Origin of the sequence: Roseovarius indicus, assembly GCF_008728195.1 — a bacterium.
GTDB lineage: Bacteria > Pseudomonadota > Alphaproteobacteria > Rhodobacterales > Rhodobacteraceae > Roseovarius > Roseovarius indicus.
Window position 1 is genome coordinate 2,585,469 of the sequence record NZ_CP031598.1, and the last position, 24,841, is coordinate 2,610,309.

Annotated in this window: 24 protein-coding genes; 12 read left to right on the top strand and 12 right to left on the bottom strand. The window is 64.9% G+C overall.

The window, feature by feature from the left end; all coding sequences use genetic code 11:
- Nucleotides 1-75 precede the first annotated feature (75 nt).
- The 7 genes from grxD to RIdsm_RS12150 form a co-directional block, all read right to left on the bottom strand.
- Nucleotides 76-438: a Grx4 family monothiol glutaredoxin gene (gene grxD, locus RIdsm_RS12120; protein ID WP_057816619.1), complete on the bottom strand. Its 363-nt coding sequence runs from the start codon at nucleotides 436-438 to the stop codon at nucleotides 76-78.
- Complete coding sequence (locus RIdsm_RS12125) at nucleotides 431-718, bottom strand: PH domain-containing protein (RefSeq protein ID WP_057816620.1); 288 nt, start codon at nucleotides 716-718, stop codon at nucleotides 431-433. Before RIdsm_RS12125 ends, grxD begins: the two co-directional genes overlap by 8 nt.
- Nucleotides 719-761: 43 nt before the next feature.
- Nucleotides 762-1,004 (bottom strand): BolA/IbaG family iron-sulfur metabolism protein, encoded by a 243-nt coding sequence (locus tag RIdsm_RS12130; RefSeq protein ID WP_057816621.1) that lies wholly within the window; start codon nucleotides 1,002-1,004, stop codon nucleotides 762-764.
- A 56-nt stretch (nucleotides 1,005-1,060) separates the two neighbouring features.
- Nucleotides 1,061-1,975, bottom strand: a complete 915-nt coding sequence (locus RIdsm_RS12135) for a hypothetical protein (protein WP_057816622.1) — start codon at nucleotides 1,973-1,975, stop codon at nucleotides 1,061-1,063.
- Between the two features lie 4 nt (nucleotides 1,976-1,979).
- Nucleotides 1,980-4,145 carry a phosphoribosylformylglycinamidine synthase subunit PurL gene (purL, locus tag RIdsm_RS12140; protein WP_057816623.1) on the bottom strand — a complete coding sequence of 722 codons (2,166 nt, stop codon included), beginning with the start codon at nucleotides 4,143-4,145 and terminating at the stop codon, nucleotides 1,980-1,982.
- A gap of 137 nt (nucleotides 4,146-4,282) precedes the next feature.
- Nucleotides 4,283-5,056, bottom strand: coding sequence for a hypothetical protein (locus tag RIdsm_RS12145; RefSeq protein ID WP_057816624.1), 774 nt, complete (start codon nucleotides 5,054-5,056; stop codon nucleotides 4,283-4,285).
- Between the two features lie 310 nt (nucleotides 5,057-5,366).
- A complete protein-coding gene (locus RIdsm_RS12150; protein ID WP_057816625.1) occupies nucleotides 5,367-5,915 on the bottom strand; it encodes a hypothetical protein in 549 nt (182 codons plus the stop codon).
- A gap of 281 nt (nucleotides 5,916-6,196) precedes the next feature.
- On the opposite strand from RIdsm_RS12150, the gene RIdsm_RS12155 reads away from it, so the two are divergent.
- Together RIdsm_RS12155 and RIdsm_RS12160 are read left to right on the top strand one after the other, a co-directional pair.
- Entirely contained in the window at nucleotides 6,197-7,231 is a 1,035-nt protein-coding gene (locus RIdsm_RS12155; protein WP_057816626.1) for a pyridoxal-phosphate dependent enzyme, read from the top strand.
- Nucleotides 7,228-8,358 (top strand): M24 family metallopeptidase, encoded by a 1,131-nt coding sequence (locus RIdsm_RS12160; RefSeq protein WP_057816627.1) that lies wholly within the window; start codon nucleotides 7,228-7,230, stop codon nucleotides 8,356-8,358. The genes RIdsm_RS12155 and RIdsm_RS12160 overlap by 4 nt, the downstream gene beginning before the upstream one ends.
- Here the strand turns inward: RIdsm_RS12160 and RIdsm_RS12165 are convergent.
- Both RIdsm_RS12165 and RIdsm_RS12170 read right to left on the bottom strand, forming a co-directional pair.
- Nucleotides 8,351-8,818, bottom strand: a complete 468-nt coding sequence (locus RIdsm_RS12165) for a GNAT family N-acetyltransferase (protein ID WP_201259245.1) — start codon at nucleotides 8,816-8,818, stop codon at nucleotides 8,351-8,353. The genes RIdsm_RS12160 and RIdsm_RS12165 overlap by 8 nt on opposite strands.
- 205 nt (nucleotides 8,819-9,023) lie before the next feature.
- Nucleotides 9,024-9,929, bottom strand: a complete 906-nt coding sequence (locus RIdsm_RS12170) for a LysR family transcriptional regulator (RefSeq protein WP_057816628.1) — start codon at nucleotides 9,927-9,929, stop codon at nucleotides 9,024-9,026.
- A 170-nt stretch (nucleotides 9,930-10,099) separates the two neighbouring features.
- Here RIdsm_RS12170 and RIdsm_RS12175 point away from each other — a divergent pair, with 170 nt between their 5' ends.
- From RIdsm_RS12175 to RIdsm_RS12220, 10 genes are all read left to right on the top strand, one after another.
- Nucleotides 10,100-13,519 (top strand): indolepyruvate ferredoxin oxidoreductase family protein, encoded by a 3,420-nt coding sequence (locus tag RIdsm_RS12175; protein ID WP_057816629.1) that lies wholly within the window; start codon nucleotides 10,100-10,102, stop codon nucleotides 13,517-13,519.
- 80 nt (nucleotides 13,520-13,599) lie between these two features.
- The gene (locus RIdsm_RS12180; protein WP_057816630.1) at nucleotides 13,600-14,463 is read left to right on the top strand and encodes a lysophospholipid acyltransferase family protein; all 864 of its coding nucleotides are present in this window, start codon (nucleotides 13,600-13,602) and stop codon (nucleotides 14,461-14,463) included.
- A gap of 27 nt (nucleotides 14,464-14,490) precedes the next feature.
- Complete coding sequence (gene murI, locus RIdsm_RS12185; protein WP_057816631.1) at nucleotides 14,491-15,315, top strand: glutamate racemase; 825 nt, start codon at nucleotides 14,491-14,493, stop codon at nucleotides 15,313-15,315.
- Nucleotides 15,316-15,388: 73 nt separating this feature from the next.
- Nucleotides 15,389-16,417, top strand: a complete 1,029-nt coding sequence (gene argC / locus RIdsm_RS12190) for an N-acetyl-gamma-glutamyl-phosphate reductase (RefSeq protein WP_057816632.1) — start codon at nucleotides 15,389-15,391, stop codon at nucleotides 16,415-16,417.
- Nucleotides 16,418-16,435: 18 nt separating this feature from the next.
- The gene (gene ccmE / locus RIdsm_RS12195) at nucleotides 16,436-16,882 is read left to right on the top strand and encodes a cytochrome c maturation protein CcmE (RefSeq protein WP_057816633.1); all 447 of its coding nucleotides are present in this window, start codon (nucleotides 16,436-16,438) and stop codon (nucleotides 16,880-16,882) included.
- A 59-nt stretch (nucleotides 16,883-16,941) separates the two neighbouring features.
- Complete coding sequence (locus tag RIdsm_RS12200) at nucleotides 16,942-17,553, top strand: holin-associated N-acetylmuramidase (protein WP_057816634.1); 612 nt, start codon at nucleotides 16,942-16,944, stop codon at nucleotides 17,551-17,553.
- Entirely contained in the window at nucleotides 17,544-18,137 is a 594-nt protein-coding gene (locus RIdsm_RS12205) for a holin family protein (protein ID WP_143100355.1), read from the top strand. The genes RIdsm_RS12200 and RIdsm_RS12205 overlap by 10 nt, the downstream gene beginning before the upstream one ends.
- 58 nt (nucleotides 18,138-18,195) lie before the next feature.
- Entirely contained in the window at nucleotides 18,196-20,163 is a 1,968-nt protein-coding gene (locus RIdsm_RS12210) for a heme lyase CcmF/NrfE family subunit (RefSeq protein WP_057816635.1), read from the top strand.
- A complete protein-coding gene (locus RIdsm_RS12215) occupies nucleotides 20,160-20,612 on the top strand; it encodes a cytochrome c-type biogenesis protein (RefSeq protein WP_057816636.1) in 453 nt (150 codons plus the stop codon). The genes RIdsm_RS12210 and RIdsm_RS12215 overlap by 4 nt, the downstream gene beginning before the upstream one ends.
- 72 nt (nucleotides 20,613-20,684) lie before the next feature.
- The gene (locus tag RIdsm_RS12220; RefSeq protein ID WP_057816637.1) at nucleotides 20,685-21,464 is read left to right on the top strand and encodes an enoyl-CoA hydratase-related protein; all 780 of its coding nucleotides are present in this window, start codon (nucleotides 20,685-20,687) and stop codon (nucleotides 21,462-21,464) included.
- A gap of 6 nt (nucleotides 21,465-21,470) precedes the next feature.
- On the opposite strand, the gene RIdsm_RS12225 is transcribed toward RIdsm_RS12220, so the two are convergent.
- From RIdsm_RS12225 to gltX, 3 genes are all read right to left on the bottom strand, one after another.
- The gene (locus tag RIdsm_RS12225) at nucleotides 21,471-21,740 is read right to left on the bottom strand and encodes a hypothetical protein (RefSeq protein ID WP_057816638.1); all 270 of its coding nucleotides are present in this window, start codon (nucleotides 21,738-21,740) and stop codon (nucleotides 21,471-21,473) included.
- A 276-nt stretch (nucleotides 21,741-22,016) separates the two neighbouring features.
- Entirely contained in the window at nucleotides 22,017-23,312 is a 1,296-nt protein-coding gene (gltA, locus tag RIdsm_RS12230) for a citrate synthase (protein ID WP_057816639.1), read from the bottom strand.
- A 74-nt stretch (nucleotides 23,313-23,386) separates the two neighbouring features.
- Nucleotides 23,387-24,796, bottom strand: a complete 1,410-nt coding sequence (gene gltX / locus RIdsm_RS12235; RefSeq protein WP_057816640.1) for a glutamate--tRNA ligase — start codon at nucleotides 24,794-24,796, stop codon at nucleotides 23,387-23,389.
- Nucleotides 24,797-24,841: the final 45 nt, after the last annotated feature.

Sequence of the window (24,841 nt, forward strand, 5' to 3'; positions counted from 1 at the left end):
TCCTGCGCCCTGTGCTTCTTCTGGCGAAAAATATCCCGGGGGCGTGGGGGCAGCGCCCCCACTCCGATGCCTGAATTACGCGTTGGCTTCGCGGATCTTTTCGGCGGCGTCCTTGTCGTAGGAGACGCCGGATTTCTCGAAAAGCTGGTCGAGCTCGCCCGAGAGGGTCATCTCGGTGATGATGTCGCAGCCGCCGACGAATTCGCCCTTCACGTAGAGCTGGGGAATGGTCGGCCAGTCGGAGTAATCCTTGATGCCCTGGCGGATCGTGTCATCGGAGAGCACGTTCACGTCGGTGAACTCGACACCCATGTAGTTGAGCACGCCGGCCACGCGGCTGGAAAACCCGCATTGCGGCATGGTCTTGGTGCCTTTCATGTAGAGCACCACGTCATTGGCTTTGACGGTTTCGTCGATCTGGGTCTTTGCGTCAGTCATTGCGGCGTTCCTGTTCGTTGTCTTGGTCGGGCAGGGCGCTGTCGGCGTCCTCCTCGGGTGGTGGTTCGTAGCTTGGCGCATCCTCGTTGATCGGAAAGTTGCTACGCTTGTTCTCCGATGGACCGTATAGCCACCAGCGCCGGAATTCCATCCATGCCGCCCACACGAAGATCACGATGAAGGGCGTCAGGATCAGGATGGCGGCCGGATGCACGTCGATCCCGGGCAGTTTCTCTACGTCGAGGCAATCGACGATGTCGTCTATTTCACAAGTGGCCATTGAGCGCCTCAGGTCAAGTGTGGCCCCCGGCGAAAGGTTTGTGTCAGGCCGGCGCCTTGGTGGTCAGCGCCAGCGCGTGCAGATCGCCGTCGGGGCCATCCATCTTGCCCTTGAGCGCCGCGTAGACGGCGCGTTGCTGCTGCACGCGGTTCATGTCCTTGAAGGAGGCGTCGATGACTTCGGCGGCGTAGTGGTTGCCGTCTCCCGCAAGGTCGGTGATCGTGATCTGTGCGTCCGGAAATGACTTGCGGATCAGATCTTCGATTTCCTGGGCTTGCATTGCCATTCGCGGATTCCCCCTTGCTAGCTTTGCCTCAGACTTATGACGGTTTGGGGTGGCGTTCAAGCGTCGGAAGTGGAGGGCTGCGGGCTGTCGGGGGTGACGAGGTCGACATGGGGCCTGGCGGCCAGGTTGGCGAGATCGGCCTGGTAGGCGTTGGCCATGGCGGCGTGGTCGGCCGGTTTCCACGGGTCTAGGCCGGGGGCGCCGTCTTTCTTGGGAAAGCGTTTGCGGGCGGCGAGGACGGCGTCCTTGTCGGGGGCGGTTTCACGGGCAAGCCAGTCGGCGGCTTCGGCCGAGAGGCCCGGGCGCATGATGCGCTTGACGGGGGTGACCTGTGCGGCGGCGTCGGGGCCGAGGAGGCGCGCGGCGAGTTGCGGGAAGAGGGCCGGGTAGTCCTCGTAGCGCCAGACGATCATGCGGGCTTGCGGGCTTGTCTCGTGCAGGCGGTCGGCGAGCGCGGCCCAGCTGAGGGCGAGCGGATCGATGTTCTTGATGAAGCGGCGGAAGGGTTCGTAGGGGCCGTGGTGGAGGCTTTCGCTCCAGCAGGACGGCAGGAAGGTGGCGGGGCTGCGGATGGCGAGGCCGATCTCGATATCGTGATCGGGGAAGAGGGCGAGGATGCGGCCGAGCCGGTGGTGGGCCCAGGGGTAGAGGCGGGTCTTGCGCATCAGCATCTTGCGGTCGGTGCTGCCGAGGATGTTCTCGTCCATCAGGATGACGGTGCCCGCCTCGCCTGCGTGGAGCGGCAGGAAGGCCGCGCCGGCGCCGTGGCCGATTTCGGGGGAGATGCCGTCGCGCACCAGTGCCGAGACGGGCGTGAGGTCGGCGCGGACGGTCTTGGGGGGCACGATTGCCACGCCATGGGCGGCGAGAGCCGCCTCTGCGTCGAGAAGGCTTTGCTGCAGGTGGCTCGACGCGGTTTTATGCGCGCCCACCAGGAAGACAAGCCTGCGGCGGGCGGGCGCGGCCGTCACGGGATTATCCGAACTGGGCGCCGAAGCTCGACCGGTAGATCTCGGACAGCTCGGAGAGCGGGGCGGACGAGCCGCCGTAGCTGACATCGCTGCCGGCGAAGCGGCCGACGGTCTGGATCGGGACGCCGGCCTTGCCGGCGGCGGCCATCAGCGCTTCGGCCGCGTCGAAATTGCAGGCGATCAGGTAGCGGCCCTGATCCTCGCCGAAGAGCTGGCCCATGTCGGCGCTGTCGAGGTTGACGCCGACGCCGGCGGCTTCGGCCATCTCGAAGGCCGCGAGGGCCAGGCCGCCATCGGAGAGATCGGTGCAGGCGCGGATGAGCCGGGCATTGGCGCGGATGAAGTCGCCGTTGCGCTTTTCTGCCTCGAGGTCGACGGGCGGGGCTGTGCCCTCGACCCGGTTGAAGACCTCGGCCAGGATGGCGGATTGGCCGAGATGGCCCTGGGTTTCGCCGACGACGATGGCGACGTGACCTTCGCGGGCCATGCCGGTGATGGCGTCCTCGGGGTCGTGGATCAGGCCCACGGCGCCGATGGTGGGGGTGGGCAGGATCGCGGTGCCGTCGGTTTCGTTGTAGAGCGAGACGTTGCCCGAGACGATCGGCATGTCGAGGGACGAGCAGGCCTCGCCGATGCCGCGGATGGCGCCGACGAACTGGCCCATGATCTCGGGCTTTTCGGGGTTGCCGAAATTGAGGTTGTCGGTGGAGGCAAGCGGCGTGGCGCCCACGGCGGTGAGGTTGCGGTAGGCTTCGGCCACCGCCTGTTTGCCGCCTTCGACCGGGTCGGCCTTGACGTAGCGCGGGGTCACGTCGGAGGTGAAGGCGAGAAGCTTCTCGGTGCCGTGCACGCGGATGAGGCCGGCGCCGAGGCCCGGCGTGCGGGCGCTGTCGGCCATGACCATGGTGTCGTATTGCTCGTAGACCCATTCGCGCGAGCAGTAGTTCGGCGAGGAGATGAGCGCGCGGAGGCCGTCGACGGGGTCGACGGCGGTGATGGAGCTTGTGTCGAGCGCCTCGGCCGGGACCGGTTCGTTCCACGGGCGGTCGTATTCGGGGGCGGAGCCCGAGAGGGTGGCGAGCGGCAGGTCGGCTTTCACGTCATTGCCGTGCAGGACGAGGAAGCGGTCTTCGGCGATGGTCTCGCCTACGATGGCGAAGTCGAGATCCCATTTCTCGAAGACGGCGCGGGCCTCGGCCTCTTTCTCGGGGCGCAGGACCATGAGCATACGCTCCTGGCTTTCCGAGAGCATCATCTCGTAGGCGGTCATATGCGCCTCGCGCTGGGGCACCTTGTCGAGGTTGAGCTTGATGCCGAGCCCGCCCTTGTCGCCCATTTCCACGGCCGAGCAGGTGAGGCCGGCGGCGCCCATGTCCTGAATCGAGATGACGGCGCCGGTGGCCATCAGTTCGAGGCAGGCTTCCATCAGGCGTTTCTCGGTGAAGGGGTCGCCGACCTGGACGGTGGGGCGCTTTTCCTCGATCGACTCGTCGAATTCGGCGCTGGCCATGGTGGCGCCGCCGACGCCGTCACGGCCGGTTTTCGCGCCGAGATAGACCACGGGCATGCCGACGCCGGAGGCGGCGGAGTAGAAGATCTTGTCGGTGTCGGCGAGGCCCGCGGCGAAGGCGTTGACGAGGCAGTTGCCGTTATAGGCGGGGTCGAAGCGCACTTCGCCACCGGCGCAGGGGACGCCGAAGCAGTTGCCGTAGCCGCCAATGCCCTCGACCACGCCGTGCACGAGCTGGCGGGTCTTGGGGTGTGCGGGTTCGCCGAAGGAGAGCGAGTTCATCGAGGCGATGGGGCGGGCGCCCATGGTGAAGACGTCGCGGAGGATGCCGCCGACGCCGGTGGCCGCGCCCTGGTAGGGCTCGATATAGGAGGGGTGGTTGTGGCTTTCCATCTTGAAAACCACGGCCTGGCCGTCACCGATATCGACGATGCCGGCATTCTCGCCCGGTCCGCAGATAACCTGGGGCCCGTCGGTGGGCAGGGTGCGGAGCCATTTCTTGGAGGATTTGTAGGAACAGTGCTCGTTCCACATGGCCGAGAAAATACCCAGCTCGGTAAAGCTGGGCTCGCGGCCGATGATCTGAAGGATCCGGTCGTATTCGTCGGGTTTGAGGCCGTGGGCCTCGATCAGCTCGGGCGTGATGGCCGGCTCTTCCATTGCTCGTCAATCCCCTCGGGTGGTCCGCCTTGGCGCCTCTTTAGGACATCCGTGCGCCGGGGAAAAGGGGCTGGTTCGGGGCAATGGGCGAAGGAAAACCGGGCCGCAGCCTGTGCGGCCCGGTGTAGAAGGCTGGCTTAGTTGGTCGCGGTCGCTTCGACCTGTGCCGCAATGCGGGTTTGCAGCTGTGCCAGGGTCATGCCGTAGGTCAGTTCGCCATCGGCACGATCGGTGAGATCCTGCGCTTCGACGGCGACTTGCGCGACGGGCGAGCCGATGCTGTCGGAGAGATCGATGATGGCCTGGGTGCTGCCATCCTTCTCGTCGACGCGGGTGCCGGTGACTTCGCCGATGATCTCGCCATCCGACGACATCACGGTCGCGCCGGTGCTGACCGTCTGGTTCAGCTCGCCGCTCGATTCGGTGCCGGTCGCGGCCGAGGCGCTGGCGCTGCTTGCATCGTCGCCGGTGCTTGCGCTGCTGTCAGCGGTGTCGGAGCTGTCGCTGTCCGACGACGCGCCGCTGTCGGCGGTTTCGCTGCTGTCGCTGTCGGCGCCGGCGGCCGCGTCTGCGCTTGCGTCGGCATCTGCGCCGACGGATGCGCCCGTGTCGCTGCCGGCGCTTGCGTCTGCGCTGGCGTCAGCGTCGGCCGAGGCGCCGGCATCGGCGGTATCGGTGTCTGCACCGGCATCTGCGCCTGCATCGACATCTGCACCGACGCTTGCGCCATCGGTACCCACGTCGGCCCCGACATCTGCGCCGACGCTGGCGCCGGCATCAGCGCCAACACCGCCAACGCCTGCGTCTGCGCCAACGCCCGCTTCGGCGGATCCGCCGACGCTTTGCGCGTATCCCGGAAGGGCCAGGGTTGTGGCCAGTGCAGTCGTCAGTGCGAGTGTCTTGAGTTTCATTGTGCTCACCTTTCTACTTGTGACTTCACGGGCCATGGGGGCGACCCGGAGGACGTGGCTGGAACGTGGGGAGGGATGGAAAAGTTCCAAGAAATCTGCGCGGACCCTGCTTTGGGAGAGCGGGAAACGGCCTGTTCCAGGGGATCGGGCGGCGGCCGGCCGCGCATCGGTGGCGGCTTTGAAACTCTTTCGCCGTGGCGGCGTGACTGGGTGGGCTGGGTTAGTGAAGTTCGGGCGCCAAGCCGTTGTTGGACAAAAAATGCGGCCCGGAGGCTCCGAGCCGCATTTCCGTTCGTGGGGGCCGGAAGAGTTAGCCGCCCAGAACTTCCTGAAGGTGTTCACGGAGGTGATCGTTGCCCGAGTGATATTCGAGCGCGTCACCTTCCTCGACCACTTGCAGCGTGGCGACGGGGAAGGCCAGCATCGGCGCCGGCAGGCCGGCCTCTTCGCTGACATCGACGATCACGATGGCGCCTTCCTCGGCATCGTCACGGGTGGAGGCGACGGCGCCGATGGTCTCGCCCGTCACGGAATAGACCGGCGTGCCGGCTGCGGCGGCGTTGAGGATGTTTTCCGGCTCGGTCAGGGCGGTGTCACCGGGCTCGTTCGGGGCCAGCTCGTCGTTGACGCCTTGTTCGCTGGCGTCGCGTTCGGGGCCGACGGTCACGACCTGGTCGCCATTGATCTCGTAGGAATCGGTGTCGACCTGGGCGGTTTCATCCATGCCGGTGCCGGCATCGACCTCGGCGGCGTTTTCCATCGTGTGGCCCTTTTCCTCGATCGCATCGTCGGCGGCGAAGGCGCTCAGGGCGGTGGCGCTGGTCAGGACGGTGGCGAGGGCGAGTTTGTGGAAGGTCATAGGGTTGATCTCCTGTCTGTTGCGTCGTGCAGCACACGCTGCGGTGATGAAGTGGCCGGCGCTGCCGACCTTGCCGCGGACCAACCGTGCCCAGCGCACAAGGGTTCCCCTGCTGACGCCGGGGAAGGCGCATGGGTGATGCGCCGCAGGGCGTGGAAAACAGCTATTTTTCTGGGTTTCCGGGAGTGCTCTCGGTCTCTTGACGTTTTCGTGAGCCACGTCAGCACATCGCTCTTGACCCATCGGCACGCGCGGGTTGTTGTGCAGGCAGGAGGTCGGCGATGGACATACTTGAGAACGCGTGGCGCCCGCAGGGCGGTCTGGACGAGGATGTCATGGCGGGTGTGCCGTGGCCGAGCGTGGAGGCGGGGCGCCCGGTGGAGTTGCTGGCGCGCTGCCCCGCCGCCGCGACGACGCCGCTGACCGTGCTGGACGGGTTAGGGGCGACGGTCTGGGCCAAGGACGAGCGCGGGCGCATGGGGCTGGGCAGCTTCAAGGCGCTCGGCGCGGCCTATGTGATCGGGCATGAGGCGGATGCGACCGGTGCGGAGGATATGTCGACGGCCCTCGAGGGCCGGACCTACGTGACCGCGAGCGCCGGGAACCACGGGATGTCGGTGGCCGCCGGGGCGCGGGTGTTCGGGGCGAAGGCGGTGGTCTACCTTGCCGAGACGGTGCCCGAGGGCTTTGCGCAGCGGTTGCGGGACAAGGGGGCCGAGGTTGTGCGCGAGGGGGCGGAATACGCCGCCAGCATGGCCGCCGCAGCGAATGCCGCCGAGGCGAAGGGCTGGACGCTTTTGTCGGACAGTTCCTGGCCCGGCTATGTCGATATTCCGCACCGGCTGATGGAAGGCTACCTTGCCATGGCGGCGGAGGCCGTCGAGCAATGCCCGAAGACGCCCACGCATATCTATCTTCAGGCCGGGGTTGGCGGGCTGGCCGGGGCCTGTGCCGCGTATTTTCGGGCGGTCTGGGGCGGGGCGCCGCGGATCACGGTGGTCGAGCCGGCCGCGGCGCCGGCGCTGATGGAGAGCATTCGCGCGGGCAAACCGGTGGTGACGGAGGGGCCGGTGTCGAACATGGGGCGGCTGGATTGCAAGGAACCGTCGCTGATTGCGCTGAAGGGGCTGGCGCGGGATGCCGATGCGTTCCTGACGATCACGGATGAAGAGGCCGAGGGGGTTCTGGCGGAGCTCGAGGCGCAGGATATGGCCACGACGACGTCGGGCGCTGCCGGGATTGCCGCCGTGAAAGAGATGAACCCGGGCGCGGATGCCCGCGTGCTGACCATCATCAGCGAGGACGCCGAAGGGTGAGCCGGGGCTTCCCCCAGGCGGAATACGAGGGCCGTCTGGCCCGGGCGCAGGCGCGGATGGCAGACGAGGGCCTTGGGGCGCTGTTGCTGACGACAGAGCCGGAGGTTCGGTATTTCACCGGGTACCTGACGCGCTTCTGGGAATCGCCCAGCCGGCCGTGGTTCCTGATTGTGCCTTCGAGCGGCAGGCCGATTGCCGTGATCCCTTCGATCGGGGCGGCGTTGATGGCGAGTACGTGGATCGAGGATATCCGGACATGGGCGGCACCCGACCCCGAGGACGATGGTGTGAGCCTTCTGGCGGATGCGCTGCGCGAGGTGGGCGGGCCGGTGGGCGTGCCGTCGCACCTGGAGACGCATCTGCGGATGCCGCTGGCGGATTTTGCGCGGGTTCAGCGGTTGGCGGGGCTTGAGTTCACCGATGACAGGCGGATCGTCGCGGATCTGAGGGCGATCAAGTCGGAGGCGGAGATCGCGAAGATCGCGGACAGCTGCGGGATTGCGGCGAGGGCGTTCGCCCGGATGGGTGAGATTTCCGGGCCGGGGGTGCCCTTGGCGCAGGTGTTCCGGGATTTTCAGCGGCTGTTGCTGGAGGAGGGGGCCGATTGGGTGCCCTACCTGGCGGGCGGGGCCGGGCCGGAGGGCTATGCCGACGTGATTTCGCCCGCGACGGAGGTGCCGCTGGCGGTGGGCGATATCCTGATGCTGGATACCGGGGCGGTGCGGGACGGGTATTTCTGCGATTACGACCGGAATTTCGCGATTGGTCGGGCGTCGGAAGGGCAGCAGGCGGCCCATGCGCGGCTGATCGAGGCGACGCAGGCCGGGCTGGAGGCGGCCCGGGCCGGGGTGCGGGCCGATGAGGTCTGGCAGGCGATGGCGGCCATCGTGGGCGGCGGAGAGGGCGCCGGGCGGCTGGGGCATGGGCTGGGGATGCAGTTGACCGAGGGGCTGTCGCTGACGGCGAAGGACCGGACGGTCTTGCAGCCGGGTATGGTGATCACGCTGGAGCCGGGGGTGGAAACGGCGCCGGGGCGGATCATGGTGCATGAAGAGAATATCGTGATCACCGAGGGCGCGCCGCGGGTCTTGTCGCCGCTCTCGGGGCCGGACTTGCCGGTTATCTGAGGGCGTAGCGCAGGAGGGGCAGGCGGCGGCCGGGGATGGAGCCCGAGGGCGCGCTGCCGGCCATCCTTGCGCCCATGCGCTGGTAGAAGGGCACGGCCTCGGGGTCGGCCTCGATCCGCAGTTCGGCGGCGTCAAGCTTGCGGGCCTCGGCCACGCACCAGTCGAAAAGCTGTCGGCCGACGCCGGTGCCCATGTGCGGCGGGTCGACGAAAAGTTTCCAGATCTCGGCCCCGTTCTCTTCCGGCTTGACTTGGGCCACACCGGCCAGCCCCCCGTCGCGCCAGGCGGCTGTCAGCGCCGAGGTCTCGATGTCGTGGTCGGTCAGGGTCAGTTCGTCCCGGCAGGCCGCCATGAAAACGGCGTCATACCCCCAGTACGCCTTGGAGCGCAGGCAGAGGGCTGACATCTCCGGAAGGTCGGCGGCAGAGGGCGATGACAGCGTGATGGGCATGATGCTCATATACGCGGCATTTTACGAAAAAAAAGGCCGAGCACTAAGCTCGGCCATAGTCCAACAGGGAGGTATGATGGTGAGCGCTAGGCGCTGCACCGTCACGATTGGCAATTAAGAGTTGAGGCGGCGCCGATCAAGGAAAATTATGCTGCAAGTGCATCATGGCCGGTATGTGTTGCATGCATAACTCACACATAAACCGGTGAAAAATTCAGCTATCCGCCTGTTTTTGAACTTCTTTTCTGTAGAGGATAATCTCCTCCTGCACGAAATCGCGGAAGGCCGCTATTCGTTTAGATTGTCTGAGTTCGGACGGGTAGGCGAGGAAGACCGGAACCTCGACGGAGTGGATATCGGGAAGAACACGCTCGAGCTGGGTGAAATCGCGACTCAGGTAATCGGGCAGGACGCCGATGCCGAGATTGTGCAGCACCGCCTGAAGCACGCCGTAGTAGTTGTTCACCGTCAGCAGGGCGGGAATTTCGTTGGTCATCAGCTCCTGAACCAGCGTTGCGCCGGCCCCGACCTGGGCCGAGCGGGGGTTCTGGCAGATCAGGCGGTGATTGGTCAGGTCTTCGGGGCGTTCGGGCATGCCCTTTTCGGCGAGGTAATCTTGTGAGGCGAAAAGGCACATGTGGACACTCATCAGCCGTTTGCGGATGAGATCGGCCTGGCTGGGTTCCTTCATGCGGATGGCGACATCGGCCTCGCGCATCGGCAGGTCGAGCACCTGTTCCTCGAGCATGAGGTCGATGTTGAGTTCGGGGTATTTCGCGAACAGCTTGGGCAGGCGGGGGGCCAGCCAGAGTGTGCCGAAACCGATGGTGGTGGTCACGCGCAATTCGCCGAACACCTCTTCCTCGCTGTCGCGGATGCGGGCGGTGGCGGTGTCGAGGCGGCGCATCATGGCCTTGGTGGCGTCGAACAGAAGCTCGCCCTGTTCGGTCAGAATCAGGCCGCGCGCATGGCGGTGAAACAAGGTGGCATTCAGCGAATCCTCGAGCGCGCGGATCTGCCGGGAGATGGCGGATTGCGAGAGATGAAGCTGATCACCGGCATGGGTAAGGCTGCCTGCATCGGCCACTGCATGAAAGATTCTGAGTTTGTCCCAATCCATCGTATTACTTTCGTTACCCTTCGTCCCCGGGGACGAAATAGCAGAAAACCGGGGCCAGTATAGACACCGACAGGTGATCATTTCCTAAATATTGTTTGATAGGTCACTATTTATGACCTAATATTGCCCTATATTTCAACATCAGGATCAACCCACCCGGGAGGCCCGCCATGAGCAAGCAGAAGATCAGTCTGAACGACCGTTTCGACCTAACGAAATCCCCGGTCCTGCTGAACGGCACGCAGGCGCTGGTGCGCTTGATGCTGATGCAGGCCGCGCGCGACAAGGAAGCGGGGTTGAATACCGCCGGTTACGTGATCGGGTATCGGGGGTCGCCGCTTGGAGCGGTCGACATGCAGATGACGCGGGCGGAGAAGATCCTGGCGGAATCGCAGGTGACCTTTCAGCCGGGGCTGAACGAGGACCTTGCCGCCACCGCGCTGTGGGGCACCCAGCAGGCCGAGATGCGGGGCGAGGGCAAGTATGACGGTGTCTTTGGCCTTTGGTACGGCAAGGGGCCGGGGGTTGACCGCTCGGGCGACGTGATGCGGCATGCCAACATGGCCGGCACCTCGAAGCATGGCGGCGTGCTCATGGCGATGGGGGATGACCACACCGGCGAAAGCTCGACCGTGTGCCACCAGTCGGACTGGGCGCTGGTAGACGCCTACATGCCGGTGCTGTCGCCGGCGGGGGTGCAGGAAATCCTCGATTTCGGACTGTACGGCTTTGCGATGTCGCGGTTCGCGGGCGTCTGGTGCGGGTTGAAGACGATGAAGGACACGGTCGAGGTGACGAGCGTCGTGGATGCGCGGCCCGATCGGCAGCAATTCGTTATCCCTGACATCGATCTGCCCGACGATGGGCTGAATATCCGGCTGGGCGATCATTGGATTCCGCAGGAAGCGCGGATGATCGATCACAAGAGGTTCGCCGCCGAAGCCTTTGCACATGCGAACAAAATCGACAAGCGCATGTGGGGTAAGCCGGGGGCGAAGATAGGCTTTGTCGCGGCAGGCAAGAACTGGCTCGACCTGGTGCACGCGCTCGATCTGCTGGGCATCGACGAGGCCGAGGCGGAGCGGCTGGGGATTACCACCTACAAGGTGGGCCAGACCTTTCCCATGGACATGAAGGGGTTCCACGACTGGGCCGAGGGGCTGGAGCTGATCGTGGTGGTGGAAGAAAAGCGCAAGCTGATCGAGATTCAGATCAAGGAGGCGATTTTCGACGACAGGCGGGGCCGGCGTGTCTATGGTTGGTACAAGGGCGGTGCCGGGGGCATGCATACCGAAGAGCTGTTCCCGACACGCATGGCGCTCGATCCGATCATGATTGCCGAGAAGATCGGCGACATCCTGATCGAGGAGGGGCGCGGGACCGACCGGGTGAAAGCCGGGCTGGCCGAGATTGCCGAGTCGCGCAAGGCCGACAACGCCGAGGATATCGCGGCGCGGCTGCCGTATTTCTGTGCCGGGTGCCCGCACAACACCTCGACCCGGGTGCCCGAGGGGAGCCGGGCCTATGCCGGGATCGGCTGTCACATCATGGCGCTGTGGATGGACCGGGAGACCAGCGGCTATACCCATATGGGGGCCGAGGGGGCCAACTGGATCGGGGAGGAGAAGTTCTCGAAAACCGGGCACGTGTTCCAGAACCTTGGGGACGGGACGTATAACCACTCGGGTATCCTGGCCATTCGCGCGGCGCTCGCGGCGGGGACGAACATCACCTACAAGATCCTTTACAACGATGCCGTGGCGATGACCGGTGGCCAGACCAACGAGGGCGGGCTTGGGCCGGATCGGATTGCGCGGGAATTGCAGGCGATGGGTGTCGAGCACGTGGCCGTCGTCTATGACGAGAAGGAAGAGCCGGACCGGGCGCCGTTTCCGAAAGGCTTGACCTGGCATGAGCGGGAGGAGTTGCCGCAGGTTCAGGAGAAGTTCAAGGATATCAAGGGTGTATCGGCCATCATTTACATCCAAACCTGTGCCGCCGAAAAGCGGCGGCGGCGCAAGCGGGGCAACTTCCCGGATCCGGACAAGCGGGTGTTCATCAACACCGACATCTGCGAGGGCTGCGGCGATTGCGGGGTGAAATCGAACTGCGTGGCGATCGTGCCGGAAGAGACCGAGCTTGGCCGCAAGCGGGCGATCGACCAGTCGGCCTGCAACAAGGATTTCAGCTGTCTGAAAGGGTTCTGCCCGTCCTTCGTGACGCTGGAGGGCGCGAAGATTCGCAAGGAGGCGGCGACCGAGCTGAAGCTGCCGGAGTTGCCGATGCCGACGCTGCCGCAGATCAAGCGGACGCATAACGTGGTGATCACCGGCGTGGGCGGCACGGGTGCCGTGACCATCGGTGCCGTGCTGGCGCAGGCCGCGCAGATCGACGGCAAGGGCGCGGGCATGATGGAGATGGCGGGCCTCGCCCAGAAGGGGGGCGCGGTGCATATCCACTGCCGGATTGCCGAGAAGCCGAGCGATATCAGCGCGATCCGCGTGGCGACCGGCGAGGCGGATGCGCTGATCGGCGGGGACCTTGTGGTCAGTGCCGGGGCGAAGACGCTGGGCCTGACCAAGGGCGGGCGCACCGGGGGCGTGGTCAACAGCCACGAGATCATCACCGGTGAGTTCACGCGGAATACGGAGTTCCAGATTCCGTCGGACCGGCTGGAGCTTTCGTTGAAGGCCAAGTTGAAGGACGACGTGCAACTCATTGATACGACTGAGCTTGCGCAGGCCACGATGGGCGACTCGATCTATTCGAACATGATGGTGTTCGGGGCCACGTGGCAGCGGGGGACGATCCCTGTGAGCCTTGAGGCGATCGAGGAGGCGATCCGGCTGAACGGGGCGGCGGTGGATGCCAACCTGCGGGCGTTCGAGATTGGCCGCTGGGCCGCCGCCTTCCCGGAAGAGGCCGGGAAGATGATCGAGCCGAACGTGGTGGAGATGCCGAAATCGCTGGAAGAGCGGATCGCGTATCGGGAGGATCACCTTGTTGCCTACCAAGGCAAGGGGCTGGCCAAGCGGTATCGCAAGCTGGTCGACGACATCTCGGACGCCGCGGTGAAGGAGGCCGTGGCCAAGGGCTATCACAAGCTGCTGTCCTACAAGGACGAGTACGAGGTGGCGCGCCTGCTTCTGAAGAGCCGCGACAAGGCGAAGGAAGAGTTCGACGGCGACTTCAGGATGACCTTCCACCTTGCGCCGCCGATCCTTGGCGGGAAGGGGCCGGATGGAAAGCCGAAGAAGCGCGAGTTCGGGCCGTGGCTGGAGAAGCCGCTGCGGGTGCTGCCCAAGCTGAAGGCGCTGCGCGGAACGCCGCTGGATATCTTCGGTTATTCCGCCGAGCGCCGGATGGAGCGCGGCTTGATCAAGCAGTACGAGGCCGACATGGCCGAGGTGCTGCCGAAGCTGGATGCCAAGACGCATGATGCGATTGTCGCGCTGGCCGAGCTGCCTCTGTCGATCCGCGGGTTCGGGCATGTGAAACAGGCCAACGAGACCAAGGCGGCCAAGCGGCGCGAGGAGCTTCTGGCGGTGATCCGCGCGGGTGGCGAGGAGATGTCGAAAGCGGCACAGTGATTGTCACGAAAGCTTCACCAAGACTGTTCAGAACCGTCTAAAACACAGCCTAGGCGCTCGAATCGAACAGGACTGGGACCATGCGGCACGACCGTCACATTGCCCGTGACATAAGCTATTCATATTCCGCCCAAACCCGGGGCGGCCGGGCGATGATCCGGACGATGGAGAACCTGACCGGCCGCATCCGCCTGATCAAGCGGGCGGAGGGGTATGAACGGGAAGTGGCCGAGGGGCGCGACTTCTGGCAGGTCATGGTGGAGCGCTATGGGCTGACGCTGGACGTGACTGGCGGGAGCCTTGCCAACATCCCGCGCGAGGGACCGCTGGTTCTGATCGCGAACCATCCCTACGGTATCCTCGACGGGCTGATGATGGGGCATATCCTGAGCCAGACGCGGCCGGATTTCCGTATTCTGGCGCATCACGTGTTTCGCAAGGCCGAAGACCTGAACCGGATCATCCTGCCGATCGATTTCGACGAGACGAAGGAGGCGATGGCGCTGAACCTTCAGACGCGGCGGGTGGCGCATGAATATCTGGGCCAGGGCGGCGCGATCGGGATCTTTCCGGGCGGCACGGTGTCGACGGCGGCCAAGCCGTTTGCGCAGCCGCTCGACCCGTCGTGGCGCAATTTCACCGCGCGGCTTGTGGGGCGCAGCAATGCGACCGTAGTACCGGTGTTCTTCGACGGGCATACGAGCCGCCTGTTCCAGCTTGCCAGTCACCTGCATTACACGCTGCGCATGGGCCTGCTGATCAAGGAGTTCAGCAAGCGCGTCGATACGTCGGTGCGCGTGGTGGTGGGCGAGCCGATTGGCCGTGACGCGCTTGACGCGCGGGCGAAAGATTCGAAATCCCTCATGGCGTTCCTGCGGCAGAAGACGTATGAGCTTAGCCCGAGGCCGATCAATCCCAACGATCTCGGCTTCGAGTTCGAATGAGGGACGCCCCGCGCGGGCTGCAGGCGAATGACGGTTGGTATTTTCGACAGCGGGCTGGGCGGCCTGACCGTGCTGGATGCGGTCAGCAAACGGCTGCCCGACGTGAATTTCATCTATCTTGGTGACAATGCGCATGCGCCTTATGGCGTGCGCGATGCCGATGATGTCTATCACCTGACGAAAGCGCATGTCGAAACGCTGTGGGACATGGGGTGCAACCTTGTCGTGCTGGCCTGCAACACGGCGTCGGCCGCTGCGCTGCGGCGGATGCAGGAGGATGGCGTGCCCAAGGGCAAGCGGGTGCTGGGCGTGTTCGTGCCGCTGATCGAGGCGCTGACCGAGCGGAACTGGGGCGACAATTCCCCGCCGCGGGAAGTGGCGGTGAAGCATGTGGCGCTGTTCGCGACGCCCGCCACCGTGTCGAGCCGGGCGTTCCAGCGGGAGCTGGCATTCCGGGCGATTGGCGTCGACGTCGAGACGCAGGCCTGTGGCGGCGTGGTGGATGCCATCGAGGAGGGGGACATGATCCTTGCCGAGGCGCTCGTGAAAAGCCATGTCGAGGCGCTCAAGCGGAAGATGCCGCATCCGGAGGCGGCGGTGCTGGGTTGTACGCATTACCCGCTGATGGAGGAGGTGTTCCAGGCGGCGTTGGGCGAGGACGTGACTGTTTATTCGCAGGCCGACCTGGTGGCCGCGAGCCTTGCGGATTACCTGGAGCGGCGGCCGGAGATGCGGGGCGACGACCTGCCGGCGCGGTTCCTGACCACCGGGGATCCGGGGCGCGTGTCGGACCGGGCGACGCAGTTCCTCCGACGAAGGATCAGTTTCGAGGCGGCCCCGAAACCGGCCTGAGCCCAGTCGCCGCATTGCGGGGGGCGGGCATATCTCTTACATCCTTTCAAACATTTGCATGTGAGGTCTTCCGATGACCCAGAAAATCGCAATTCTCGGCGCGTCCGGATATACCGGCGCCGAACTTGTCCGGCTGATCGCCACCCATCCGGGGATGGAGATTGCCGCGCTGGCCGCCAATTCCAAGGCGGGACAGAGCATGGCACAGGTGTTTCCTCATCTGCGCCATCTCGACCTGCCTGATCTCGTGACGATCGAGGAGATCGACTTTGCCGGGATCGATCTGTGCTTTTGCGCCTTGCCGCACAAGACCAGCCAGGAGGTGATCAGCGCGCTGCCGCGTGATTTGAAGATCGTCGACCTGTCGGCGGATTTCCGGCTGCGCGATCCGGACGCCTACGAGAAGTGGTACGGCAACCCGCATGCGGCGGTGGAAATGCAGGGAGAGGCGGTTTACGGCCTGACCGAGTTCTACCGCGATGAGATTGCCAAGGCGCGGCTGGTGGCCGGGACGGGGTGCAATGCCGCGACCGGGCAGTTCGTGTTGCGGCCGTTGATTGCGGGCAAGGTGATCGATCTCGACGAGATCATCCTCGACCTGAAATGCGGGGTGTCGGGGGCAGGGCGGAGCCCGAAGGAAAACCTGCTGCATGCCGAGTTGTCGGAAGGGTACAACGCCTATGCCGTGGGTGGGACGCACCGGCACCTGGGCGAGTTCGACCAGGAGTTTTCGGCGATTGCGGGGCGGGATGTGCGCATTCAGTTCACACCGCACCTGATGCCGGCGAACAGGGGTATCCTGGCGACGGCTTACGTCAAGGGCGAAGCCGAAGCAGTATATGCCGCGCTGGCCAATGCCTACGCGAAGGAGCCGTTCATCGAGGTGCTGCCGTTTGGCGAGACGCCCAGCACGCACCATGTGCGGGGCAGCAATTTCTGCCATATCGGCGTGGTGGCGGACCGGTTGCCGGGCCGCGCCATCGTGGTGGGTGCGCTTGACAACCTGACCAAGGGGTCGAGCGGGCAGGCCATCCAGAACGCCAACCTGATGCTGGGCTTGGAGGAGACGGAGGGGCTTATGCTGGCCCCGCTGTTTCCGTGAAGAACGGGTGATAGGGATATGAAATCGCTCAAGAAAAAGAGAAGGGTGCAGATCATTGCCGTGGCGGCGGTGGCGCTGATCGTGTCGACCGCGCTGATCGGGTATGCGATGCGCGACGGGATCAACTTCTTTCGCTCGCCCAGCCAGATCATGGCCGAACCGCCGGGGCCGACGGAAGTGTTCCGGATCGGCGGGCTTGTCGAGGAAGGCAGCCTTGTGCGGGGCGAGGGCGAGACGGTGCGCTTTAGCGTGACGGATGGCGGTGCGGTGGTGCCGGTGACCTATACCGGCGTGCTGCCTGACCTCTTTGCCGAGAACCAGGGCATGGTTGGCACGGGCACCTACAAGGATGGGGTGTTCGTGGCGACGGAGATTTTGGCCAAGCATGACGAGGATTACATGCCCAAGGAAGTCATCGACAGCCTGAAGGAACAGGGCGTGTACGAGGCACCGGACGGTAGCTGAACCCGTCGTTAATCAATCCTGACCAGCCTTTCCGCGAGCAAGTGGCGGAAGGGCTGGATATGCAGACTGTTGAAGACATTGCGAAAGAGATCGTGGCCCGCGAAGGCGGCTACGTGAACGACCCCGATGACCCGGGCGGGGCCACCAAGCATGGCGTGACGATTCACACGATGCGGCGGCTGGGGCTGGATCTTGACGGCGATGGCCGGGTCGGGGTGGGCGATGTGAAAGCGCTGACGCAAGACCAGGCCCAGGCGATCTTTATCGAGCACTACTTTCGCAGGCCCGGCATCGGGGATTTGCCCGGCGTGCTGCAGGCCTCGGTCTTCGACATGTATGTCAATGCGGGTGGGAATGCGGTCAAGATCCTGCAGCGGCTTTTGCGGCAGATGGGGCATGACGTTGCGGTCGACGGGGTGATCGGGCCGCAGACGGCTGCCGCGGCGCAGGCAGCTCATGCGGCGGCGCCGAGCCACCTTGCGGATGCCTACGGGATTGCCCGGCGCAACTATTACTTTCGGCTGGCAGATCGTCGGCCGGCTTCGCGCAAATTTGCGAGGACGCGCTCGGGCGGGAAGGGCGGTTGGATCAAGCGGGCCGAGGCGTTCATTTCGCCCCGGTATCACATGACCGAGGCGGAATTCGGCCAGCGGGTGGCGTCATGGGGCTGATCGGTCGCCTGTTCGGCATGCTCTTCGGGGATGGGCGCAACGTGGTGGCCGAAACGGCGGAGGTCTTCCGGGTCAATGCGGATGGCGCCGACCGACGTGCTGCCGACATTCAGAGCGCCGCGCTGGCGCAGCTGGCGGCGGAGTTCCAGCATCCGAAGAAGGGCCTGTTCGACAGGGTGATCGACGGGCTGAACCGCGTGCCGCGCCCGGCGATGGCGCTTGGCACGCTGGCGTTGTTCGTTTCGGCGATGACGAACCCGGTCTGGTTTTCCGAACGAATGCAGGGAATTGCGCTGGTGCCCGAGCCGATGTGGTGGCTGCTGGGGGCGATTGTCAGCTTCTATTTCGGGGCGCGGCACCAGGCGAAGGGGCAGGATTTCCAGCGCTCGCTGGCGGGGGTGATGGCACGCACGCCGCAGGTGGTGGACAACATCGCCGCGCTGCGCCGGCTTGAGGCGGACACGCCCGGGGTGGCAGGGACGGGCCCGGATGCGCGGCTGACGCTCGAGACAGTGATCGAGGGCGAGAACCCGGCTCTGGATGCGTGGCGGCGGAGTGCCGCGCCGGCCCCCGCGACAATGTGATACGGCCCGCGCCCCGATTGTGATTGGCCCAAGGGGCGCGGGATTCTATACATGGCCCATGATTACAGAACTTGGCCATTTCGCCCTGATCCTCGCCTTCTTCGTGGCGTGCTTTCAGGCCATCGTTCCTCTCGTCGGCGCGCACAAGCGCTGGCCCGGCTGGATGTCGGCGGCAGAACCAGCCGCGATTCTGCAATTCCTGCTGACGGCCGGATCGTTCCTGGCGCTGATGTGGGCCTTCGTGACGTCGGACTTTTCGTTGCAGCTTGTGGTGCAGAACAGCCATTCGCTGAAGCCCATGCTTTACAAGATCACCGGCGTTTGGGGGAACCACGAGGGCTCGATGCTGCTGTGGGTGCTGATCGTCACGCTGTTCGGCTTTTTTGCCGCCTGGTTCGGGCAGGAATTGCCGCCGACGCTCAAGGCGCGGGTGCTGGCGGTGCAGGGGATGATCGGGGCGGCGTTCTTCGCCTTCATCCTGTTCACGTCGAACCCGTTCCTGCGCATGGCGGTGCCGCCGTTTGACGGGCAGGACCTCAACCCGCTGTTGCAGGATCCGGGCCTCGCGTTCCATCCGCCGTTCCTCTACCTCGGCTATGTCGGGCTTTCGATGACCTTCTCCTTTGCCGTGGCCGCCCTGATCGAGGGGCGGGTCGATGCGGCATGGGGCCGTTGGGTGCGGCCCTATACGCTGGCGGCGTGGATGTTCCTGACCATCGGAATCGGGCTGGGCTCGTGGTGGGCCTATTACGAGCTGGGCTGGGGCGGGTTTTGGTTCTGGGACCCGGTGGAGAACGCCAGCTTCATGCCGTGGCTGATCGCGGCGGCGCTGCTGCATTCGGCCGTGGTGGTGGAAAAGCGGGAAAGCCTGAAAAGCTGGACAATCCTGCTGGCGATCATCGCCTTCGGGTTCTCGATGATCGGGGCGTTCATCACCCGATCGGGCGTGATCACCTCGGTGCATGCCTTCGCCTCTGACCCGGAGCGGGGCGTGTTCCTGCTGATGATCCTGGCCGGGTTCATGATGCTGGGGCTGACGCTGTTTGCCGCGCGAGCCAACGTGATGCAGTCGAAGGGCGTGTTCGGGCTGGTGAGCCGCGAGTCGGTGTTGGTGGTGAACAACCTTTTGCTGGGCGTTGCGGCCTTCGTGGTGTTCGTGGGCACGATCTGGCCGCTGATTGCCGAGATGTTCTTTGACCGGAAGCTGTCGGTCGGGGCGCCGTTCTTCAACATGGCCTTCACACCGTTCATGATCGTTCTTGGCCTGGTCCTGCCCGTTGGGGCGATGCTGTCGTGGAAGCGGGCCCAGATGGGCCGTGTGCTGCGCAAGCTGGCGCCGGCGTTCGTGCTGGCGCTGGCCGTCGGTGCGCTGGCGTGGGCCATGCAGACCGGGCGCAGTGCCGTCGGGCCCGTGGGGCTGTTCCTGGCGGCCTGGCTGATCGGCGGCGCGATCACGGATATCTGGTCGCGCACCGGGCGGAGCGGCGACAAGCTGGGCCGCCTGCGGCGCCTGCCGCGGGGAGACTGGGGCAAGACGGTGGCCCATGCCGGGCTTGGCGTGACCATGGCGGGTGTGGCCGCGATGACGGCGTGGCAGGTCGAGGATATCCGCGTGGTTCAGGAAGGCGAGAGCTTCGAAGTGGCGGGCTTTACCCTGACACTGGATGATGTGCGCCGGGTCGAAGGGCCGAATTATCGTTCGACGACTGGGGATTTCACGCTGGCCAAGGATGGCAGCGAGATTGCCAGCATGCATCCGGAGAAGCGCGTTTACCCCGTCGCGGGGATGCCGACGACCGAGGCTGCGCTCGATAACGGGTTCCTGCGCGATGTCTACGTTGTGATCGGCGATCCGCAGTCGGGTGGTGGCTGGGCCGTGCGGACCTATTACAAGCCGCTGGCCAACTGGATCTGGGGCGGCGCCATCCTGATGGCGCTTGGCGGGGCGTTGTCGTTGTCTGATAGGCGGTATCGCGTGGCCGCGGGCGCGCGGCGGACGAAGGCACAGGGAGTGCCGGCGGAATGAAGCGGCTGATCCTTGTTCTGTGCGTTCTGGCGGGGCCGCTCTTTGCCGTTCAGCCGGACGAAATGCTGGATGATCCGGAGCTGGAGGCGCGGGCCCGGGAAATATCCTCGGGCCTGCGCTGTCTTGTCTGCCGCAACGAGAGCATCGACGATTCGAACGCCGAACTGGCAGGGGATCTTCGCGTGCTCGTGCGGGAGCGTCTGCTGGCCGGGGACAGCAACGAGGAGGTCGTCGATTACATCGTCGACCGCTACGGGGAATACGTGCTGTTGAAGCCGCGCGCCGGCGGCTCGAACCTGGTGCTCTGGCTGGCAGGGCCGGCGATGCTGTTGCTGGGCGCGGGCATCGGGTTCGTCTTCGTGCGCCGCCGCTCGACGGCCACGCAGGAAGCCGAGGCGACGCTGACCGACGAGGAACAGGCGCGCCTGCGGGAGATCATGAAGGAATGACGCATCGTCGGGCTTGGCCCGCACCGGGTTTTCCGGCTAGACCTTTGACGTGAGACAGGAAAGGCGGGCCAGGTGAAACAGTACGAAACCATTTCTCTTGAAATCGAGGACGATATTGCCGTTCTGCGGCTTGACCGGCCCGACCGGATGAACGCGCTCAGCACGCAGATGCGGGCCGAGGTGGCCGATGGGGTGCGTTTTGCCGGGCAGGAGGCGCGGGTGGTCGTGCTGACGGGCAATGGCAAGGCCTTCTGTTCGGGGCAGGATCTTTCGGACAGTGGCAATGCCGCCGCCCTCGATCTCGAACGCGTTCTGCGGGACGAATACGTGCCCATGCTCAAGGCGATCAGCGACTGCCCGGTGCCGACCATCGCCGCCGTGAACGGGCCGGCCGCGGGCGCGGGGGCAAACCTTGCGCTGGTGGCGGACGTGGTGATTGCCACGGAAAGCGCCTATTTCCTGCAGGCCTTTACGCGGATCGGCCTGATCCCCGATGCCGGCGGTACGTTCTGGCTGCCGCGCCAGATGGGGGCGGCCAAGGCGATGGGAGCGGCGCTGTTTGCAGAGCCGATCACCGCGCGCGAGGCAGACCAGTGGGGCATGATCTGGGAGGCGGTGCCCGATGCGGAGTTCGACGCGCATTGGCGCGCCCGGGCCGAGCATCTGGCCAAGGGGCCGACAGCGGCCTATCGCAACCTGAAACAGGCGATCCGGGAAAGCTGGGGCAACGGGATCGATGCTCAGCTCGACCTCGAGGCGCGGCTTCAGGGGGAATGCGGCAATTCGCGAGACTTCAAGGAAGGCGTTGTCGCGTTCCAGGAGAAGCGGAAGGCGAATTTCGAGGGGCGGTAGGCCCCGTCAATCGTCGGATTGCGTGATCGCCACGTGATCGAGCGAGAAGCCCATGCTTTCGAGGTGAAGCACGGCCATCGGTTTTCCGTTGGCCAGCAAGGCGCTTATGGCGCGGTCTTCATCCGTTTCTATGCTCAGGTCGGGCATGGCTGCGCCGGATTCGAATTCCAGCGTCAGGATGTGTTCGCGCGGGTCGAACCCTTCGATACAGATCGGGCTTTCATCCTCGCTCCAGTAGCCGGCGCGTGCCGGGGAGGCCTTCAGAAAGGCTGGCAAGCCGCCGTGACCGGCAGGCGCTACCGCCTCTGCCTGAGGGCGGTCGGGGTCCGCAGGCCTGCGCAACAGGGGCGCTTGGGGCCATGGGGAGGTGTGTGTGGCTCGATAGGTCATTTTCTGCATTCCGCCTGTCTACCGAGGCCGTATGGCAGAATGAGGGAAAACAGATGGTAAATCCGGGCCGGTTTCATGCCGCGGATTTTACGGGACTGTCACGAAAAACCCCGGGCAGGGTGGGCCTGCCCGGGGTCGCAATGCATGGTGTCTCGCCTTGGCTCAGCGCTTTTCGATATCCACGTAGTCGCGCAGGGTGGCGCCCTGGTAGAGCTGGCGCGGGCGGCCGATCTTGAGTTGGGGATCGGCGATCATTTCCTTCCACTGCGAGATCCAGCCGACCGTGCGGCTGAGAGCAAAGATCGGCGTGAACATCGAGGTGGGGAAGCCCATCGCCTCGAGGATGATGCCCGAGTAGAAGTCGACATTCGGGAAGAGCTTCTTGTCGACGAAGTAATCGTCTTCCAGTGCGGCCTTCTCGAGCTCCTTGGCGACCTGGAGGGTCGGGTTGTCCTCGATGCCGAGCAGGTCGAGCACTTCGTCGGCCGACTGTTTCATCACCTTGGCGCGCGGATCGAAGTTCTTGTAGACCCGGTGGCCGAAGCCCATCAGGCGGAACTCGTCGTTCTTGTCCTTGGCGCGGGCGATGTATTCGGGGATCTTGTCGACCGAGCCGATCTCGCGCAGCATTTCGAGACAGGCCTGGTTGGCGCCGCCATGGGCCGGGCCCCAGAGACAGGCGATGCCCGCCGCGATACAGGCGAAGGGGTTGGCGCCCGAGGAGGAGGCCAGACGCACGGTCGAGGTCGAGGCGTTCTGTTCGTGATCGGCATGGAGGGTGAAGATCCGGTCCATCGCGCGGCTCAGGATCGGGTTCACCTCGTAATCTTCGGCCGGAACGGCAAAGCACATGCGCAGGAAGTTCGACGCGTAGTCGATATCGTTGCGCGGGTACACGAAGGGCTGGCCGATGGAATACTTGTAGGCCATCGCCGCGATCGTCGGCATCTTGGCGATCAGACGGATCGAGGCGACCTCGCGCTGCCACGGGTCGTTGATGTCGGTCGAGTCGTGGTAGAAGGCCGACAGGGCCCCGACCACGCCCACCATGATCGCCATCGGGTGCGCATCCCGGCGGTAACCGCGGAACAGGAAGTGCATCTGTTCATGCAGCATGGTGTGGTTGGTCACACGATCCTCGAAATCCTCGAGCTGGGCCGCCGAGGGCAGTTCGCCGTAAAGCAGCAGGTAGCAGACTTCGAGGAAATGAGATTTTTCCGCCAGCTGGTCGATGGGATAGCCGCGGTGAAGCAGCTCGCCCTTGCCACCGTCGATGAAGGTGATGGTGCTGTCGCAGCTTGCGGTCGAGGTGAAGCCCGGGTCGTAGGTGAACACGCCCGCCTGCCCATAGAGCTTGCGGATGTCGATTACGTCGGGGCCGGCGGTTGGCGATAGGATCGGCAGTTCGTAGTCGGTACCGTCGATCGTCAGCGTCGCGGATTTGTTACTGTCAGCCATAGGGGTACTCCCTCTTCGCGCCCGCGCGGAAATTCGCAGTCGGGCAGGTTTCTTTCATCTGGCCTTTCGAGAGGTCAACCTTTCTCGCAGGCGGCATCCCCGAGCCGGGCGAGGGATTCCTCTCGTCCCAGCACGAGCATCATATCGAACACGCTAGGTGTCGCAGCCCGGCCGGCCAGTGCGGCCCGCATCGGGCCCGCCAGCTTGCCGAATTTGGTATCAATGGACTCGGCGAACTGCATGGCGGCAGCCTCCAATTCCTCACGGGTCCAAGTAGCATTTTGCAGATGCGGCGTCAATTGGGCCAGTATACCACGGGATACATCGTCGAGGTTCTTCGCCGCCTTCTCGTCAGGCTCGATTGGCCGATCCGCCAAGATAAATTCTGCCTTTTCAAGGAGTTCCGGAAACGTCTTGGCCCGCTCCTTGAGACAATACATGCCCGCGGCGAGCAAGGCTGTCTTTGCGTCAGGCAAGGGCGGCTCGCCGGTGACCGCAAGGTAGGCCTGAAGCTCATGCAGCAGCGCAGCATCGTCGGATGCGGCGATGTGCTGGCCGCTGAGGTTGTCGAGCTTCTTGAAATCGAACCGGGCGGGCGATTTGCCGATGCCGTTGAGGTCGAACCAGTCCTGCGCCTGCGCATCGGTGAAGAACTCGTCGTCGCCGTGGCTCCAGCCCAGGCGGGCGAGGTAGTTGCGCATGCCCGCGGCCGGGTAGCCCATGCGCTGATACTCCTCGACGCCGAGCGCGCCGTGGCGTTTCGACAGCTTCTTGCCGTCGGGGCCGTGGATCAGCGGAATATGGGCGTAGACGGGCAGGGGCCAGCCCATCGCCTGGTAGATCATCATCTGCCGGGCGGCGTTGTTGAGGTGGTCATCCCCCCGGATCACGTGCGTGACACCCATGTCATGATCATCCACGGCGACGGCCAGCATGTAAACCGGTGTGCCATCGCTGCGTAACAGGACCATGTCGTCGAGCTGGTCGTTGCGGATGGTGACGTCGCCCTGAACCTCGTCGCGGATGACGGTGCTGCCGTCGCGCGGGGCCTTGATGCGGATGACATAGGGCGCATCCGGGTGGGTCGAGGGATCGGCGTCGCGCCAGGGGCTGCGGAAGAGGGTCGAGCGGCCCTCGGCGCGGGCGGCCTCGCGGAAGGCTTCGATTTCCTCCTGTGTCGAGAAACACTTGAAGGCTTCGCCCTTGTCCAGAAGTTCGCGCGCCACCTCGGCATGACGGTCGGCACCGGCGGCCTGGCTGACGGCCTCGCCATCGTGATCCAGGCCAAGCCATTCCAGACCGTCCAGGATGGCCTGCGTCGCCTCGGGGGTGGAGCGGGCACGGTCGGTGTCCTCGATCCGGAGCAGGAACTTGCCGCCACGCCCGCGTGCATAAAGCCAGTTGAACAGCGCCGTCCGGGCCCCGCCGATGTGCAGAAAGCCGGTGGGAGAAGGGGCAAATCGGGTGACGACTGTCTCGGACATGTCGGGCAGGGTCCTTTCTGGATTAACCTTTCGGTAACGGTTTTG